This window comes from Streptomyces sp. NPDC057654 (genome assembly GCF_042800135.1).
In the GTDB taxonomy this organism is placed as follows: domain Bacteria; phylum Actinomycetota; class Actinomycetes; order Streptomycetales; family Streptomycetaceae; genus Streptomyces.
Genome location: NZ_JBHVHQ010000090.1, coordinates 1 through 16,123 on the forward strand (window position 1 = coordinate 1; position 16,123 = coordinate 16,123).

The window sequence follows — 16,123 nt, forward strand, 5'->3', positions numbered from 1 at the left end:
CGCCGACGGGCTTTCGTGTTCCGTTCCTCCCGCGCGCGGCTATCGGCGCGCCACCGGCTCGCCGATCCGGAATCTGCTGCCGTTGCGCGGGCCGAGTCTGACGGTGACGTCCACGCCCGAGGACGCCTCGTCCACGGCGAAGTCCTTCACCGCCTCGGCGAGCCGCGCACGCTTCTGGCCCCGGTACCGGAAATACACATTGAGGCGGTGTTCACCAGGGCTCACCGGAATTTTCGCGGTACCCCATTTCGCCGCGTATTCCCGGCCGTCGACCTCGATGACCGGACTCGTCAACAGGTGGTGAAACCACGCCGCGACGGGAGACGGCCTGATATCGACGACGACAACTGCCCTTTGTTCAGTCATATATTGATGTTAGAGCCCGTCATGAAAATGATCAACGTGGCGTTATGCCGGTGCATTTCCTGGTAGTGACGCCACCTGGACCGGCTCCCGGAGCCGCCCGCCGCCCATGGCATCCTTGCCTCAACTGATCGACAAGGAGTGCGACATGAGCGGCGGCGAAGCGGGCGGCATGGACGGCTACGTATGGGCCGATGCGGCGAACGTACCGGCCGAGGAGCTGTTCCCCGGAATTCGGCTGCGCACCCTGTGGACGGGGGAGAAGGGCGCCTCGGCGCATGTCGTGGAGATCGACCCCGGCGGCTGCTGGGAAGGGCTCGACGTCCACGAACCCGGCCCCGAAGAGGTCTTCGTCGCCTCCGGCGTCTTCAACGACGGCGTCCGCGACTACCCCGCGGGCAGCTTCATCCACGCCCCGGCCGGCTCCTCGCACATACCGCAGTCCGCCATTGGCTGCACGCTCTTCGTCTTCTACCCCGAGGGCTGAGGCCGCGGGGCCGGTGCGCGAAAGAAGCGGCCGGCCGTCAGTCCCGGAGCCGCGCCGTGCGCCGCGCCCGCCCCTGCTCCGGTACGCGTGACACGGGCGACCGCGCCCCGTACGAGAGCGCCAGCACCGTCCGCCGCAGCCCGGCGCGGCGCAGCGGGGTGACGCGGTGCACGCACGCGTCGCCGCGCAGCAGATACGCGTCGCCGGGCCGGTGGTGCGCCCGCCGGGCCACGGCGCCGTCCAGCCCGGCCGGGTCCAGCTCGCCCGGCGCGTACTCCAGCAGCCCGCCGTCGCGCGGCGAGGACGGCGCGTCCGCGCACAGCACGAACGTCAGCGGGTACGCGTCGAGATGCGCGCCGTGCGTATCGCCGAGCTGATGCAGCACATTGAGCACATAGCGCTCCAGCGGATCCGGAGCCTCGATCACCTCGACCCCGGATATCCGCCGGATGAGCGCGGTCAGCGACGCGTCCGCGTACAGCCGGGGGACCCAGGGCGCGAGCGCGCCCACCATCTGCCCGCCAACCGTCGCCATCCGGCGCGGCGACGCGTCCGCGCGCGCCACCGTGAAGTCCCGCCGCCGCGCGAGCCGTTCCAGCCGGCGCGTCTCGGCCCGCAGCGCCCCGAGCCGGGCCCCGCGCACCACGCCCGGCAGCTTCACATATCCGTCCCGCTCGAATCTCTCCCGTAACCCGTCGCCCGCCTCGCCCGTCCTGCCTGCCTCGTCTGCTGCGGCGAGCTCATCCAGGCGAGCCGGTTCGAGCACCGTCTCCACACTTCTGATCGGCACGATCGCACCTCCTCGGTCCGTACTGACCGTGGCCAACGTGCATCGCAGTGTATGCATGGCCCCAGCCGTCACGTACGGCTCTTGGGAGGAAAAGACAGGATCTGTACGGGCCTTTGGCACCCGCCGGCCCCAGCCTCCGGTCAGGCGCTGAGCGCCGCGAGACCCTCCGCCGCCACCGCCGCCCCCACCGCCTCTCCGTATCGCAGCGCCACCAGCCGCGCCAACTCCTCGCACGGACCCAGCACTTCGGCGAGCACGTCCGCGCCCGCCTCCCGCGCCCCCCGCGCGATACGGTCCGGCAGCCGGCCGGGAGCGATGACGTACGGGGCCACGGCGACGCGCCGGACCCCCTCGGCGCGCAGTTCCCGCACCGCGTCCGCGGTACGGGGCGACCGGGCGGAGGCGAACGCGGGCCGCACGGCGCACCAGCCGGTACGCCGCCACTCCCGCGCGATTTCAGCGATCACCGCGCCCGCCTCCGGGTCGCTGGAGCCCGCCGAGGCCAGGACGACCCCGGTCGAGCCCCGGTCCTCGGGGCGCACCCCGGCCTCGTGCAACCGCCGCTCCAGACCGCTCAGCAGCAGCGGCGAGGGGCCCAGCACCTCGGCCCGGCGGAGCGCGAGTCCCGGCAGCCGGGCCGCCGCCGTGTGCAGTACGGCCGGGATGTCGGTCTTCGCGTGGAACGCGCGGGTCAGCAGCAGCGGCAGGGCGACGACCTCCCGTACGCGGTCCACCTCCCGTACGCCGTCCGCTCCCCGTACGCGGTCCCCTGCCCGTACGCCGCCGTCCCCCGCGAGCCGCGACAGCGCCTGCGGCACGCTCGGCGCGCAGAAGTCCAGATACCCCGCCTCGACGCGCACGTCCGGCCGGAGCGAGCGGACGCGCGCGACGAGGGACTCGACCGTCGCCGCGTGCCGCGGGTCGCGGCTGCCGTGGGCGACGACGAGCAGCGCGGGGGCCGGGGCCGCCAGTCGGCGCACGCCCATCAGCGGGCCCCCGCCAGCAGCCCGCGGTTGCGCAGCACCCGGCGCTCCAGCGGGCTGAAGATGATCAGGTCGATGGCGATGCCGACGAACAGGATCAGGGCGATGCCGAGCAGCACGCCCGGCATGTCGGAGTCGGTACGGGCGTTCTCCAGGTACTGGCCCAGCCCCAGCCCGAGGTCCGGGGAGGAGGCGATGAGCTCGGCGGCCATCAGCGAGCGCCAGGAGAACGCCCAGCCCTGCTTGAGCCCCGAGATATAGCCGGGCAGCGCGGCCGGCAGCAGCACGTGCCACGCCCCGCGCAGCCCGGTCGCGCCGATGGTGCGGCCCGCGCGCAGATACAGCGGCGGCACCTGGTCGATGCCGGAGACCAGGCCGTTGGCTATGGAGGGCACCGCGCCCAGCAGGATCACCGCGTACATCGCGGAGTCGGTGATGCCCAGCCAGATCACGGCGGCCGGCACCCAGGCCACCGACGGCAGCGACTGGAGGCCGGAGAGGATCGGGCCGAGCGCGGCGCGCACGATCTTCACGCGGGCCACCAGCAGCCCCAGCGGCGTGCCGATGGCGAGCGCGGCGAGGAAGCCGAGCAGGCCGCGCGAGACGCTCGTCCAGACGATGTCGCCGAGCGTGCCCTGGAGCCATAGGCCGCGCAGGCTGTGCCAGACGGCCGACGGGTCGGGCAGCTTGTAGTCGTCGGTGACCTCCGCCACGACGAGCAGCTTCCACACCGCCAGCACGAGCAGCACGGCGACCACCGGCGGCAGCACCTTGTGGAGCAGGGTGTGGGAGATCGGCACCCGCTTGACCTGCACGGTGTCGAGCGCGTCCAGCCCCGCCTCGACGCTCGCCAGGTCGCCCCGGCCGTCCGGCCCGCCGGTCTCCTTCGCGGTGGTGGTCTCAGTGCCGGCCATGGCGGCGGATCTCCCCACGCAGTTCTTCGGTGATCTCGACGGACAGATCCGCCACGGCGGCGTCCTCGATGCGGCGCGGCTGCGGGATGTCCACCGCCCACTCGCGCGCGACCCGGCCGGGCCGCGAGGACAGCAGCACCACGCGCTCGGCGAGCCGCACGGCCTCGCGGACGTTGTGCGTGACGAAGACGACCGACAGCTCCGTCCCCTCCCACACCCGCGTCAGTTCGCCGTGCAGCACGTCGCGGGTGATCGCGTCCAGCGCCGCGAACGGCTCGTCCATCAGCAGCACCTTGGAGTCCTGTGCCAGCGCGCGGGCCAGCGCGACGCGCTGCCGCATGCCGCCCGACAGCTCGTGCACCCGCTTGCCGTACGCGCCGCCGAGCCGTACGAGCTCCAGCAGCCGCTCCGCCTCCGCGCGCCGCCCGGACCTCGGCACCCCGCGCATCCGCAGCGTCAGCTCGATGTTGCGGCCCGCGGTCAGCCACGGGAACAGCGCGTGCTCCTGGAACATCAGCGCGGGCCGGCCGCCGGGCACCTCGATGGCGCCGGACGTCGGCGCGTCCAGCCCCGCCACCAGGTTCAGCAGCGTCGACTTGCCGCAGCCGGAGGCGCCCAGGACGCAGACGAATTCACCCGGCCGGACATCGAGGGTGATGTCGTCCAGGACGGGCTGGGCCGCGCCGGGGCGGCCGAAGGACTTGTGGACGTGGTCGATCCGTACGGCGGCCGGTGCGGCCGCGCCGCCGTTGTCCTTCAGGGGCTTCTCGGTGGTCAGTGCCGGTGCCATCGCCGGTCACCTCCTGTCAGCTGGGTGGGCGGTGCGAAGGGGGCGGGGCGCTATTTCCTGCCGAGTCCCGCGGCGTCGACCGTGGGCCTTCCTTCGGCCTTGAGGACCTTGTTGAGGAGGCGCAGGTCGTAGATGCCGCTGAGGTCGGGCTCGGACAGCAGCCCGGCCTTGACGGCGTGCTGCGCCTCGGCGTCCAGCGTCGAGGCGAGCGGGTCGTCGGTGACGCGGATGCTCCGCCAGGCGGGGTCGAGGATCTCGGGCGGCAGGCCCTTGCCCGCGAGCGTCTGGAGCGCGGCGTTGGCGGACGCCCGCGCCTTGGCGGAGTTGGCCCTGATCCAGGCGTTGGTCTTCACCGAGCCGCGCAGCACGGCCTCGACGACGTCCGGGTGCCGGGCCAGGAACTTCTGCGACACGATCACATTGGTGATGACGAACTTGCGGTCCGGCCACAGCGTGGACTCGTCCAGCAGCACCTTGCCGCCGTCCGCGACCAGCCGCGACGCGGTCGGCTCGGGCACCCACGCGCCGTCCACGGAACCGGACTTGAAGGCGTCCGGGGTCACCTTGTTGTCCGTACGGACCACCGAGACGTCGCCCTTGCCGCTCTGCGGATCGACCTTCCAGCCGCGCTGGGCGATCCAGTTGAGGAACGCCACGTCCTGCGTGTTGCCCTTCTGCGGCGTGGCGATCTTCTTGCCCTTGACGTCGTCCAGGGACGTGATCTTCTTGGGGTTCACCACCAGCTTCACGCCGCCGGACGCGGACCCGGAGACGATCCGCAGGCCGGTGCCGTGCGTCTTGACGTAGCCGTTGATGGCCGGCGACGGGCCGATCCAGCCGATGTCGATCGAGCCCGCGTTGAGCGCCTCGATCTCGGAGGGGCCCGCGTTGAACGTGGTCGCCTTGACCTTGGTGCCGCCCAACTCCCGCTGGAGGAAACCCTCGTGGTCGCCGACCAGCGCCGTGGCGTGCGTGAGGTTCGGGAAGTAGCCGATCTTCACGGAGTCCAGGCCGTCGATCTTCTTCCCCGTCGCGGCGACCTTGCCGGCGCCGTCCTGCCGCTCGGAGCCGTACCCGCAGGCCCCGAGGCCGCCGATCAGCAGGGGGACGGCGGCGGCCGCCGACAGGAAGCGGCGGCGGGACGGGGGTGCGGCAGACATGGGAGGGGTTCCTCTCACAGGGCCGGGTACAGCGCGCCCTAGGGCACGCCCGGCGGTGGCGGTTCAGCGGGGCTTCGGGACCGGGTGCTGCGCGGGACAGGGGCCGTCGTCAGCACGCACATCGCCCGACCCCGCCCTGCCCGCTGCCGAGCGAGCCGCTGCCGACGCGGCCGCCCTCCTTGTCGAAGGTCGAGAAGAAGTCCCGGACCGCCATCAGAAGTCCCAGTCCGCGTCGGCGCCCGCGTCCGCCTGGCCGCCCGGCCGGGAGGAGGCGAACGCGGCGCCCGCCATCCCGGCCGTCAGCGTCGTGCCGTCGGCGGGGTCGATGAGCAGGAACGAGCCGGTGCGCCGGGAGTCGGCGTACGCGTCGAGGGCCAGCGGCTCCGCCGTGCGCAGCACGACGCGGCCGATGTCGTTGGCGGCCAGCTGTCCGGGCGCCGGGTGCTGGGAGAGGTCGTCGAGCGTCAGCCGCGACGGGATGTCCTTGACGATCGCCTTGACCGTACGGGTGGTGTGCTTGAGCAGTACCCGGTCGCCCGTCCGCAGCGGCCGGTCGGCGACGTGGCAGACCGTCGCCTCGATGTCCCGCGTCGGGGCGGGGGCGTCGGCGCTCGGCGCGATGAGGTCGCCGCGGGAGATGTCGAGGTCGTCGGCGAGGCGCAGGGTCACGGACTGCGGCGCCCAGGCCGCCTCCACGCCCCGGCCGAGCGCGTCGATGCCGGTGATGGTGCTCGTACGGCCCGACGGCAGGACGCTCACGGCGTCCCCGACGCGGAGCACGCCGGACGCTATCTGCCCGGCGTAGCCGCGGTAGTCGGGGTGCTCGGGGGTCTGCGGGCGGATCACGACCTGCACGGGGAAGCGCGCGGGGTCGCGGGACGGGTCGGCGACCACGGCCACCGTCTCCAGGTGCTCCAGCACGGTCGGGCCGCCGTACCAGTCCATGTTCGCCGAGGGGGTGACGACGTTGTCCCCGGCCAGCGCGGAGATCGGGATCGCGGTGATCTCCGGGACGCCGAGCGAGGCCGCGTACCCGGTGAACTCCTCGGCGATCGCCGCGAACACGGGCTCCGCGTACGCCACGAGGTCCATCTTGTTGACCGCGAGGACCACGTGCGGCACCCGCAGCAGCGCGGCCACCGCGGCGTGCCGACGGGTCTGCTCGACGACGCCGTTGCGGGCGTCGACCAGCACCACGGCCAGCTCGGCGGTGGACGCGCCGGTGACCATGTTGCGGGTGTACTGCACATGGCCCGGGGTGTCGGCGAGGATGAACCGCCGCCGGGGCGTGGCGAAGTAGCGGTACGCGACGTCGATGGTGATGCCCTGCTCGCGCTCGGCGCGCAGCCCGTCCGTGAGCAGCGCCAGGTCCGGCGCCTGCTGCCCGCGGCTGCGGGAGGCGTGCTCGACGGCCTCCAGCTGATCGCTCAGCACCGACTTGGAGTCGTGCAGCAGCCGCCCCACCAGCGTGGACTTGCCGTCGTCGACGGAACCGGCCGTCGCGAACCGCAGCAGCGACGCGGCGCCCGCGTCGAGAGCACCGGGAGAGGTGCCGAAGGTCGTGGTCATGGCTAGAAATACCCCTCGCGCTTGCGGTCCTCCATGGCGGCCTCGGACAGCTTGTCGTCGGCGCGGGTGGCGCCCCGCTCGGTGAGCCGGGAGGCGGCGATCTCCGCGATGACCGCCTCGATGGTGCCGGCGTCCGAGTCGACGGCGCCGGTGCACGACATGTCGCCCACCGTGCGGTAGCGGACCGTGCGCCGCTCGACGCGCTCGCCGTCCTTGGGACCGCCCCACCCGCCGGGCGCCAGCCACATGCCGGAGCGGGCGAAGACCTCACGCTCGTGCGCGTAGTAGATGGCGGGCAGCGCGATCTTCTCGCGGCCGATGTACTGCCACACGTCCAGCTCCGTCCAGTTGGACAGCGGGAAGACGCGCACATGTTCGCCGGGGGAGTGCCGGCCGTTGTAGAGCTGCCACAGCTCCGGGCGCTGGCGGCGCGGGTCCCAGCCGCCGAACTCGTCGCGCAGCGAGAAGACGCGCTCCTTGGCGCGGGCCTTCTCCTCGTCGCGGCGGCCGCCGCCGAAGACCGCGTCGAAGCGGCCCGTCTCGATGGCGTCGAGCAGCGGCACCGTCTGGAGGGGGTTGCGGGTGCCGTCGGGGCGCTCGCGCAGCCGCCCGTCGTCGATGAACTCCTGGACGGAGGCGACGTGCAGCCGCAGCCCGTGCTCCGCGACGGTCCGGTCGCGGTAGTCGAGGACCTCGGGGAAGTTGTGCCCGGTGTCCACGTGCAGCAGCGCGAACGGCACCGGCGCGGGCGCGAACGCCTTCAGCGCCAGGTGCAGCATCAGGATCGAGTCCTTGCCGCCGGAGAACAGGATCACCGGCCGCTCGAACTCGCCCGCCACCTCGCGGAAGATGTGCACCGCCTCGGACTCCAGCGCGTCCAAGTGCGACAGGGCATAGGGATTCCCGGTGTCCTCACCCACGGCTGCCACCGTCGTCATGCCAGTCCCCTCTCGCTGAGCAGCGCCAGCAGCGCCGCCGCGGACTCGTCGACGCCCTGCTCGTGCGCCGCGATGCGCAGGTCCGGATCGGCTGGAGTCTCATACGGGTCGTCTACCCCGGTGAGCCCCGTCAGCTCACCGGCCGCCTGCTTGGCGTAGAGCCCCTTGACGTCCCGTACGGAGCACACCTCGACCGGCGTGGCGACGTGCACCTCCAGATACGGGGCGCCGGCCTTCCGGTGCCGCTCGCGCACCGCCGCGCGGGAGTCCGCGTACGGCGCGATGACCGGGACCAGCACCTTCACGCCGTTCGCGGCGAGCAGCTCGGCGACGAAGCCGATCCGCCGCACATTGGTGTCCCGGTCCGCGCGGGAGAAGCCCAGCCCGGCGGAGAGGAACTCCCGGATCTCGTCGCCGTCGAGCACCTCCACCCGGTGCCCGTCCGCGCGCAGCCGCTCCGCCAGCGCGTACGCGATCGTGGTCTTTCCGGCGCTCGGCAGCCCGGTCAGCCAGATCGTGGCCCCCTGGTCGGGCAGGCTCATCGCACTCTCCTGAAGTCTCGTCATGTCAGCCGTGCAGCCCGCACTCGGTCTTGCCGCTGCCCGCCCAGCGTCCGGCGCGCGCGTCCTCGCCCGCCAGTACGCGTCGCGTGCAGGGCGCGCACCCCACCGAGGCGTAGCCGTCGGTCAGCAGGGGGTTGCTGAGGACCCCGTGCTCGGCTATGTACGTGTCCACATCATCCTGGGTCCAGCGGGCTATGGGCGAGACCTTCACCTTTCGCCGCTTGGCGTCCCAGCCGACGACCGGGGTGCCGGCCCGCGTCGGGGACTCGTCGCGGCGCAGCCCGGTCGCCCACGCGTCGTACCCGGCGAGCCCCTCCTCCAGCGGCCGGACCTTGCGCAGCGCGCAGCACAGGTCCGGGTCGCGGTCGTGCAGCCGGGGCCCGTACCGGGCGTCCTGCTCGGCCACCGACTGACGCGGCGTCAGCGTGATGACGTTGACGTCCATGACGGCGGCGACCGCGTCGCGGGTGCCGATGGTCTCCGGGAAGTGGTAACCGGTGTCCAGGAAGACGACGTCGACGCCCGGCAGGACGCGCGAGGCGAGATGGGCGACGACGGCGTCCTCCATGGAGGAGGTGACGCAGAAGCGGGGGCCGAAGGCGTCGGCGGCCCAGCGCAGGATGTCGAGCGCCGGGGCGTCCTCCAGCTCCCGGCCCGCCTCCTCGGCGAGGCGCGGCAGGCGGTCCGCGGTGACCGTCATGAGCGGCCTCCTTCGGGGGTGCCGGTGGATTCGGCGGGGGCGCCAGTAGCCAGACCGCGCGTCAGGAGCCCGCGGTACTTCAGCTGGAAGGCGCGGTTGCAGGCGTGGCACTCCCAGCCGCCGTGGCCCTCCTCGGAGGGGCGCAGGTCCTCGTCACCGCAGTACGGGCAGTGGAACGGTGCGGCGCGCTCGCTCATGAGAGATCGGCCTCCGAGGCGCGCGCCGCCCAGGACGCGAACCGCTCGCCCTCCGCGCGCTGCTCGTCGAAGCGGGTCAGCACCCGCTCGACGTAGTCGGGCAGCTCGTCCGAGGTGACCTTGAGGCCGCGGACCTTGCGGCCGAACCCGGCCTCCAGACCCAGCGCGCCGCCGAGGTGCACCTGGTAACCCTCGACCTGCTCGCCGTTCTCGTCCATCACCAGCTGGCCCTTGAGACCGATGTCCGCGGTCTGGATGCGGGCGCAGGCGTTCGGGCAGCCGTTGATGTTGATGGAGACGGGCTCCTGGAAATCCGGCATCCGGTGCTCCAGTTCGTCGATGAGCCGGGCCCCGCGCGCCTTCGTCTCGACGATGGCCAGCTTGCAGAACTCGATGCCCGTGCAGGCCAGCGTGGCGCGCCGGAACGGCGACGGCGCGACCTGGAAGTCCAGCGCCTCCAGACCCGCGACGAGCGACTCGACCCGGTCCTCGGCCACGTCCAGGATGATCATCTTCTGCTCGACGGTGGTGCGCAGCCGGTCCGAGCCGTGCTGCTCCGCCAGTTCGGCGATCTTCGTCAGGGTGGTCCCGTCCACCCGGCCGACGCGCGGCGCGAACCCGACGTAGAAGCGGCCGTCCCGCTGTTTGTGCACGCCGACGTGGTCGCGCCAGCGCGAGGACGGCTCGTCGGGGGCGGGCCCGTCCACCAGCTCGCGGCCGAGGTACTCGTCCTCCAGGACCTGCCGGAACCGGGCCGGGCCCCAGTCGGCCATCAGGAACTTCAGCCGCGCCCGGTTGCGCAGCCGCCGGTAGCCGTAGTCGCGGAAGATCCCGACGACCCCGGCCCAGACGTCCGCGACCTCGTCCAGCGGCACCCACGCGCCGAGCCGCTCCGCGAGCCGCGGATTGGTGGACAGGCCGCCGCCCACCCACAGGTCGAAGCCCGGCCCGTGGACCGGGTGCACGACCCCGACGAACGCGACGTCGTTGATCTCGTGCACCACGTCCTGTACGGGCGAGCCGGAGACCGCGGTCTTGAACTTGCGCGGCAGGTTGGAGAACTCCGGGCTGCCGATGTACCGGTCGTGGATCTCCTGCACCGCGGGCGTGCCGTCGATGATCTCGTCCGCGGCGACCCCGGCCACCGGCGAACCGATGATCACGCGCGGGCAGTCGCCGCACGCCTCGGTCGTGGACAGCCCGACGGCCTCCAGCTTCTCCCAGATCGCGGGCACGTCCTCGATCCGGATCCAGTGCAGCTGGATGTTCTGCCGGTCGGTGATGTCGGCGGTGCCGCGGGCGTACTCCTGCGAGACCTCGCCGATGACGCGCAACTGGCGGGCCGTCAGCCGGCCGCCGTCGACGCGCACCCGCAGCATGAAGTGCTTGTCGTCCAGCTCCTCCGGCGCGAGGATCGCGGTCTTGCCGCCGTCGATGCCGGGCTTGCGCTGGGTGTACAGGCCCCACCAGCGCATCCGCCCGCGCAGATCGCTGGGGTCGATCGAGTCGAAACCGGCCTTCGAGTAGATCGTCTCAATACGTGTCCGCACATTGAGACCGTCGTCGTCTTTCTTGAACTGCTCGTTGCCGTTGAGGGGCGTGTGGTGGCCGACGCCCCACTGGCCCTCGCCGCGGTGGCGGCCGGCCTTGCGGCGGGGCGGGGCGGCTACGGGGCGTTCCGGCGTGGTGGCAGCCATGGCGGTGTCCTTCGGGGCGGCTCAAAAGGGCGGATCGTGCCCGCGGGCACCCCGGCGGACCCCGGGCGCGCGGGCGTACCCGGCAGGGCACGGGGAGGCGCGGCGAACGGAGGGCGGTTGTCAGGGGTGCGGCTCGTCCACGACGGCGGGGACGGCCGGGACGGCGGGGAAAGTCGGCGGTGCTGGGACTCTCAGCCCGCCGGACAGATGGCGCTGGACATGCGGCCGAAGTCGACGTGGAGTCGACTCACCAAGGCAATTCCGGCGCGAGACATGACGGAAGCGTGGCACGCGCCTCAGCCACCAGTCCACCAATGTCCGCATGGCGGACTTTTATGTCCCGAAATGCGAGACGGTGTGTTGTCTGAGGGGGATGTGCCGCTGGCGGCCGGGTGTGTCCGCCGTGTGTCCGCTGCGGGTTCGTTGTGGCTGGTCGCGCAGTTCCCCGCGCCCCTTACGGGGCGCGGTTGGCTGCTTCGTTACGCGCCCGGCCACGGGCCCGGGGTCGGGAGGGCTGGTTCCTCGTCCGTCTCGGTCCGGAAGACGCGGAAGCCGCGGCGTTCGTAGTTGGACAGGGCGTGCGGGCCGTCCTTGCTGCATGTGTGGACCCACACGCGCTTCGTCGTCGCCCGCTCCGGGAGGCGGTCGGCCAGGTCCCAGGCGCGCGCCGTGCCGTACGACAGCAGCTGCCCGCCGATGCGGCGTCCGCGGAAGGCCGGGAGCAGCCCGAAATAGCTGATCTCGACCGCCGATTCGGCGTCGCCGCCGTCCAGCTCGATGAACCCGGCCGGGGTCCCCCGGTCGTACGCCACCCACGTCTCCACGCCCGGCTGGTCCAGGAACTCCCGCCACCTCGCGTACGGCCAGCCGAGCCGGTCGGTCCACGTCACGTCCTGGCCCACGGCCGTGTAGAGGAAGCGGCTGAACTCGGGGGAGGGGACCTCCGCCCGTACGATCCGGAGATCCGGCGCCCCGCCGGCCGGCGTCAGGTCGGCCGGAGAGGTCTGTTCCAGGTACCAGGTGGTCACCGTGATGCGATCGCTCATGCGCGTCACCCAACCACGCGCCCCCGGCACGTACGGGCGCGGGGCCCGCGGGCTGCTGACAGGCCGGCCGGGGCCGGGCCAGGCGTAACGGCCCGCCGCGCGCGAGGGCGCGGTCCCGCGGTCCGCCGGGTCCAGGTAATCCGCCGCGTCAAGGTAACGCGTCCCGGCCGCGCCGCGCGCCCAGGACGAGCGGGGCCGTCGAGCCCGGCAGCAGATCCGCGGCGTCCGGCGGGCAGCGCAACTGCACGTCGACGCCCTCCGCGAAGCGGTACGGGCGGTGCGTCAGCACCCCCGCCAGGGTGCGCCGGATACGGGACATCTCCGCCCGTACCGTCACCGTGCGCGTCGCGTCGCCGAACAGGTCCACCGCCAGCTCCGCCGCCGTGCGCCCGGCCCGGTGCCGGGCCAGCGCGTACAGCAGCTCCGCGTGGCGCGGGGTCAGATCCTGCGCCCAGTGGCCCGCCTCGCCCGAGACCGTGATGGTCCAGGGCCGGGGCCGCCGCAGGTCCACCACGACCCGGTTCGCCGTCCGGGCCCGTTCGTCCGCCTGCTCCTCACCGTCCTCCAGCCGCACCAGCCAGCCGTCCGGCAGCGGCTGCACCGAGCACATCCCGAGCGACGGCAGCCAGACCCGGCCCGCCTGTACGGACTTGGGCAGCGCGATCCGGCCCGCCGAGGCCATCCCGACCACCGCCGCCGTCCAGCCGTCGCGGTCCACGACCAGCGCCCGGCCGCCCAGCCGGCACAGCAGGGGCGCGGCCATCGACCGCAGCCGGTCCACGGTCTCCCAGTGCCGGGCGCGCAGCTCCCCCTCGGCGACCTTGGCCACCGCGGTGACCAGCGCCAGCGTCGCCGGATAGAACGTCTCGGCCGGGCCGCTGACGTCCACCACGCCCAGCAGCCGGCCGTCCCGCGGATCGTGCAGCGGCGACGCCGCGCACGTCCACGCGTGGTGCGAGCGCACGAAGTGCTCGGCGGAGTGCACCTGCACCGGCCGCCGCTCCACCAGGGCGGTGCCGATCGCGTTCGTGCCGACCGAGTCCTCCGACCAGGCGGCGCCGAGGCCGAACGCGATCCGGTCGGCGCTCCGGCGCACCGCCCGGTCGCCGTACCGCCACAGCACCCTGCCCTCCGGGTCGGTGACGACCAGCAGATGGCGCTCGGTGTCGGCGACGGACATCAGCCCGCTCCGCAACTGCGGCAGCAGCTGGCCCAGCGGGGACGTGTGCCGGCGGCGTTCGATCTCCTCCGCCGACAGCGGCAGGGACGGCCGCCCGGTGTCCGGGTCGAGGCCGCTGCGGCGCACCCGGTGCCAGGAGTCGCCGATCACGGGGCGCGGCGCGGCGGACGGCTCGCCGCCGCCCAGGACGGCATCCCGGACGGCCGGCAGGCAACCTTGGGGGATTGGTCTGCGGTTCACGCTGCCATGGTGCCGCTGTGGCGGCCCGCGCACGCCGCCATCGGGAAGATCCGATATCCAATGGTTGCAACGCATTGCAACTGTTGCGAGCCGCCGGTCCCGTGGCCAAGAGTGGCGATGAGCGGTCGGAGGGTGGTGCCGAGTCGGCGCGGCACCACCCTCCACTGTCCCCCCTGCCGTGCAGGTCACCCCCGAGGTGGCGGATACGGTAAGGAGGTGCAGCCAGCGAACGAACCACCGGAGCGGCCGGTCGGGCTCCTCCACAGGGCTCGGGCCCTCTACCGCAACGTGTCGAAACGCAAGTTGGCGTGGCTGCTCCTCAAGGACACCGTCAACTCGTGTATGGAGTACCGGGTCACCGGGCTCGCCGCCGAAGCGGCCTTCTTCACCCTGCTCTCCCTGCCGCCCCTGCTGCTGGGCATCCTCGGCCTGCTCGGCTACCTCGACGTGTGGACCGACTCGCACATCATCGCCAGCGTGCAGGAGAACATCCTCAAGGCGTCCGCCACGGTGCTGTCCGAGAAGGGCGTCAACGAGATCGCCCGGCCGCTGCTCGACGACGTCGTCAAGGGCGGCGCGCCCGACGTCGCCTCCATCGGCTTCGCCATCGCCCTGTGGTCCGGGTCCCGCGCCGTGAACGTCTTCGTCGACACGATCACCATCATGTACGGGCTGGAGGGCCGGCGCGGCATCGTCAAGACGCGGCTGCTCGCCTTCCTGCTCTATATCGTCGCCCTGCTGATAGGGGCGGTGGTGCTGCCGCTGATGGTGGTGGGCCCGGACACGATGGTCTCCCTCGTGCCCTGGAGCACGGACCTCGTGCGCGTCCTGTACTGGCCGGTGGTCATCCTCCTGTCCATCGTCTTCCTGACCACGCTGTACCACGTGTCCGTCCCCGTCCGTTCGCCGTGGCAGGAGGACATCCCGGGCGCCCTGGTGGCCCTGGCGATCTGGGTGCTGGGCAGCTTCCTGCTCCGCATCTACCTCACGCACACTGTCGAGGGCCCCACCATCTACGGGTCGCTCGCCGCGCCCGTCGCCGTGCTGCTGTGGATCGGCGTCTCCGCGTTCGCGGTCCTCGTGGGCGCCGCCGTCAACGCCGCCATAGACCGCGTCTGGCCGTCCGTCGCCACGACCGCCGCCCGCGCCGAGGTCGAACGGAGCAGGGACGCCGCCGTCCTGGCCGCCGCCGCGGCGCACGCCGTGGAACGGGCCGCGCGCGGGCTGGTCGACGACACCGAGGCCCACGGGGACGACGAGGAAGAGGAGGGCCCGGCAGGGGAGGACGTGGAGCCGCCGTCCGAATTCCCGGAGCGGTGGGCCTCGTTCCTGCCTCCGGAGGACATAAAGTCCCGGCTCCACCACTCCAAGCAGGACAAGGAATGATCTCCGTACCGCAAAGCCCCGTAAAGCGCCGTAAAGCCTGGTAGAGCTCTGTAAAGCCTTCCTGTAATACGCCATTCCGCAGTTGTCCGTCATGCGGGCAGGGCTACGTTGATCAAATGAGTTCTGCAACCACATCAGCGCGTTCTGTAGGGGTAACAGCAGACGACCAGAGCCATGGCCGATTGCAGGCCGACGGCGCGCTGCTGTTCCTCAGCGCGGCGTCCGGAGCCGTGGACGCGTTCGCCTTCATCTGCCTCGGCAAGGTCTTCGCCGGAGTCATGACGGGAAACCTCATCCTCATCGGCGCGTCCCTGGGCTCCGGAGGCGACAGGGTCGCCTTCCGCGCCGGGACGACCCTCCTCGGTTACGTGGCCGGGGCGGCCTACGGCGCGTGGCTGACCGAGCACACGCGAGGCCGCTGGCGGACCGTCCTGACCGTGGAGACCGCCCTGCTCGTGGCCGTCGCCGTGGTGTGGGCGGCGGGCCTCGGCGGCAGCGGCTGGCTGCATTTCGCGATGCTCGCGGCCGTGTCCCTGGCCATGGGGATTCAGGGGAGCGTCTGCCTCTCCCCGACCAACTACATCACCGGCACGCTCACCACCCTCGCCGGCCACGTGGGCAACCACGTGCTGCGCCCCGCCGACCGGTGGGTGGGCGGCCGGCTCCTCGCCATCGTGGCGGGCGCGGCCATAACGGCGCTCGTCGAGCGTCTGTGGTCGCCCGGTACGGGCCTGGTGGCCGTGCCGCTGATGGTGTTCGCGCTGGTCGTGGAGGCGGCGGCGCGGCGCCGGGCGCAGGCGGAGTAGCGGCCTCCGCGCTTTCCCTCCCTCCGCTTCCGCAATGGACCTGGTCGGCCTTTCGGCCGATGGGGGACGGCTGTACGGCCGATCCGCCGCCCCCGCTCCACGGCGCACGATCGAGCAGCGGACGTGCCCGGCGCCCCAACTCCGGGCACGGCCGCTCTCTTTCCGTACCGAACCGTGCGGAGCCGTGCGGCGCGCGGGCAGTGCCCGCCGGCGCCGCCCAGAGCCCCCGCAGGAGCGATAAGCCCAGCGTCAGAGGAACCATTCCCCCGCCCCCCCCACGCAGGCGCCCCGGGCACCGGGGAACCGCACCCCCC

17 protein-coding genes are annotated in these 16,123 nt (G+C 72.6%); 3 read left to right on the forward strand and 14 right to left on the reverse strand.

The genetic code is table 11. The features are described 5' to 3' along the window. Positions 1-39: 39 nt before the first annotated feature. A complete protein-coding gene (locus tag ACFU99_RS10365) occupies positions 40-366 on the reverse strand; it encodes a hypothetical protein (protein ID WP_384388681.1) in 327 nt (108 codons plus the stop codon). A gap of 145 nt (positions 367-511) precedes the next feature. Here ACFU99_RS10365 and ACFU99_RS10370 point away from each other — a divergent pair, with 145 nt between their 5' ends. Then, positions 512-850, forward strand: coding sequence for a cupin domain-containing protein (locus ACFU99_RS10370; RefSeq protein ID WP_384388684.1), 339 nt, complete (start codon positions 512-514; stop codon positions 848-850). A 37-nt stretch (positions 851-887) separates the two neighbouring features. Here the strand turns inward: ACFU99_RS10370 and ACFU99_RS10375 are convergent, their stop codons facing one another. The 13 genes from ACFU99_RS10375 to ACFU99_RS10435 form a co-directional block, all read right to left on the reverse strand. After that, on the reverse strand, positions 888-1,640 hold the full coding sequence (locus ACFU99_RS10375; protein WP_384388687.1) for a hypothetical protein: 753 nt from the start codon (positions 1,638-1,640) through the stop codon (positions 888-890). Positions 1,641-1,780: 140 nt separating this feature from the next. Further along, positions 1,781-2,626 (reverse strand): sirohydrochlorin chelatase, encoded by an 846-nt coding sequence (locus ACFU99_RS10380; protein WP_384388689.1) that lies wholly within the window; start codon positions 2,624-2,626, stop codon positions 1,781-1,783. Continuing rightward, positions 2,626-3,537, reverse strand: coding sequence for an ABC transporter permease (locus tag ACFU99_RS10385; RefSeq protein ID WP_384388692.1), 912 nt, complete (start codon positions 3,535-3,537; stop codon positions 2,626-2,628). The genes ACFU99_RS10380 and ACFU99_RS10385 overlap by 1 nt, the downstream gene beginning before the upstream one ends. After that, positions 3,524-4,327, reverse strand: coding sequence for an ABC transporter ATP-binding protein (locus tag ACFU99_RS10390; protein ID WP_384388695.1), 804 nt, complete (start codon positions 4,325-4,327; stop codon positions 3,524-3,526). Before ACFU99_RS10390 ends, ACFU99_RS10385 begins: the two co-directional genes overlap by 14 nt. A gap of 50 nt (positions 4,328-4,377) precedes the next feature. Next, a complete protein-coding gene (locus ACFU99_RS10395) occupies positions 4,378-5,487 on the reverse strand; it encodes an ABC transporter substrate-binding protein (protein ID WP_384388697.1) in 1,110 nt (369 codons plus the stop codon). 213 nt (positions 5,488-5,700) lie between these two features. After that, a complete protein-coding gene (locus ACFU99_RS10400; RefSeq protein WP_384388700.1) occupies positions 5,701-7,056 on the reverse strand; it encodes a sulfate adenylyltransferase subunit 1 in 1,356 nt (451 codons plus the stop codon). Between the two features lie 2 nt (positions 7,057-7,058). Continuing rightward, the gene (cysD, locus tag ACFU99_RS10405) at positions 7,059-7,994 is read right to left on the reverse strand and encodes a sulfate adenylyltransferase subunit CysD (protein ID WP_384388703.1); all 936 of its coding nucleotides are present in this window, start codon (positions 7,992-7,994) and stop codon (positions 7,059-7,061) included. Then, positions 7,991-8,536: an adenylyl-sulfate kinase gene (gene cysC, locus ACFU99_RS10410; RefSeq protein WP_384388706.1), complete on the reverse strand. Its 546-nt coding sequence runs from the start codon at positions 8,534-8,536 to the stop codon at positions 7,991-7,993. The genes cysD and cysC overlap by 4 nt, the downstream gene beginning before the upstream one ends. A gap of 25 nt (positions 8,537-8,561) precedes the next feature. After that, the gene (locus ACFU99_RS10415; protein ID WP_384388710.1) at positions 8,562-9,257 is read right to left on the reverse strand and encodes a phosphoadenylyl-sulfate reductase; all 696 of its coding nucleotides are present in this window, start codon (positions 9,255-9,257) and stop codon (positions 8,562-8,564) included. Beyond that, positions 9,254-9,454, reverse strand: coding sequence for a hypothetical protein (locus ACFU99_RS10420; protein WP_384388713.1), 201 nt, complete (start codon positions 9,452-9,454; stop codon positions 9,254-9,256). The genes ACFU99_RS10415 and ACFU99_RS10420 overlap by 4 nt, the downstream gene beginning before the upstream one ends. Then, positions 9,451-11,151: a nitrite/sulfite reductase gene (locus ACFU99_RS10425; protein WP_384388715.1), complete on the reverse strand. Its 1,701-nt coding sequence runs from the start codon at positions 11,149-11,151 to the stop codon at positions 9,451-9,453. Before ACFU99_RS10425 ends, ACFU99_RS10420 begins: the two co-directional genes overlap by 4 nt. 479 nt (positions 11,152-11,630) lie before the next feature. Next, positions 11,631-12,197: a GNAT family N-acetyltransferase gene (locus ACFU99_RS10430; protein ID WP_384388718.1), complete on the reverse strand. Its 567-nt coding sequence runs from the start codon at positions 12,195-12,197 to the stop codon at positions 11,631-11,633. Between the two features lie 148 nt (positions 12,198-12,345). Further along, positions 12,346-13,617: a GAF domain-containing protein gene (locus tag ACFU99_RS10435; RefSeq protein ID WP_384388721.1), complete on the reverse strand. Its 1,272-nt coding sequence runs from the start codon at positions 13,615-13,617 to the stop codon at positions 12,346-12,348. 216 nt (positions 13,618-13,833) lie between these two features. Between ACFU99_RS10435 and ACFU99_RS10440 the strand changes: the two genes are divergently transcribed. After that, a complete protein-coding gene (locus tag ACFU99_RS10440) occupies positions 13,834-15,003 on the forward strand; it encodes a YihY/virulence factor BrkB family protein (protein WP_384388724.1) in 1,170 nt (389 codons plus the stop codon). Between the two features lie 116 nt (positions 15,004-15,119). Next, entirely contained in the window at positions 15,120-15,809 is a 690-nt protein-coding gene (locus ACFU99_RS10445; protein ID WP_384388726.1) for a YoaK family protein, read from the forward strand. The last annotated feature ends 314 nt before the right edge of the window (positions 15,810-16,123 follow it).

Coding starts and splice junctions, on each gene's coding strand:
- ACFU99_RS10365 (WP_384388681.1), bottom strand. CDS start 366: ATGACTGAACAAAGGGCAGTTGTCGTCGTCGATATCAGGCCGTCTCCC.
- ACFU99_RS10370 (WP_384388684.1), top strand. CDS start 512: ATGAGCGGCGGCGAAGCGGGCGGCATGGACGGCTACGTATGGGCCGAT.
- ACFU99_RS10380 (WP_384388689.1), bottom strand. CDS start 2,626: ATGGGCGTGCGCCGACTGGCGGCCCCGGCCCCCGCGCTGCTCGTCGTC.
- ACFU99_RS10385 (WP_384388692.1), bottom strand. CDS start 3,537: ATGGCCGGCACTGAGACCACCACCGCGAAGGAGACCGGCGGGCCGGAC.
- ACFU99_RS10390 (WP_384388695.1), bottom strand. CDS start 4,327: ATGGCACCGGCACTGACCACCGAGAAGCCCCTGAAGGACAACGGCGGC.
- ACFU99_RS10395 (WP_384388697.1), bottom strand. CDS start 5,487: ATGTCTGCCGCACCCCCGTCCCGCCGCCGCTTCCTGTCGGCGGCCGCC.
- ACFU99_RS10400 (WP_384388700.1), bottom strand. CDS start 7,056: ATGACCACGACCTTCGGCACCTCTCCCGGTGCTCTCGACGCGGGCGCC.
- cysD (WP_384388703.1), bottom strand. CDS start 7,994: ATGACGACGGTGGCAGCCGTGGGTGAGGACACCGGGAATCCCTATGCC.
- cysC (WP_384388706.1), bottom strand. CDS start 8,536: ATGAGCCTGCCCGACCAGGGGGCCACGATCTGGCTGACCGGGCTGCCG.
- ACFU99_RS10415 (WP_384388710.1), bottom strand. CDS start 9,257: ATGACGGTCACCGCGGACCGCCTGCCGCGCCTCGCCGAGGAGGCGGGC.
- ACFU99_RS10420 (WP_384388713.1), bottom strand. CDS start 9,454: ATGAGCGAGCGCGCCGCACCGTTCCACTGCCCGTACTGCGGTGACGAG.
- ACFU99_RS10425 (WP_384388715.1), bottom strand. CDS start 11,151: ATGGCTGCCACCACGCCGGAACGCCCCGTAGCCGCCCCGCCCCGCCGC.
- ACFU99_RS10430 (WP_384388718.1), bottom strand. CDS start 12,197: ATGAGCGATCGCATCACGGTGACCACCTGGTACCTGGAACAGACCTCT.
- ACFU99_RS10445 (WP_384388726.1), top strand. CDS start 15,120: ATGAGTTCTGCAACCACATCAGCGCGTTCTGTAGGGGTAACAGCAGAC.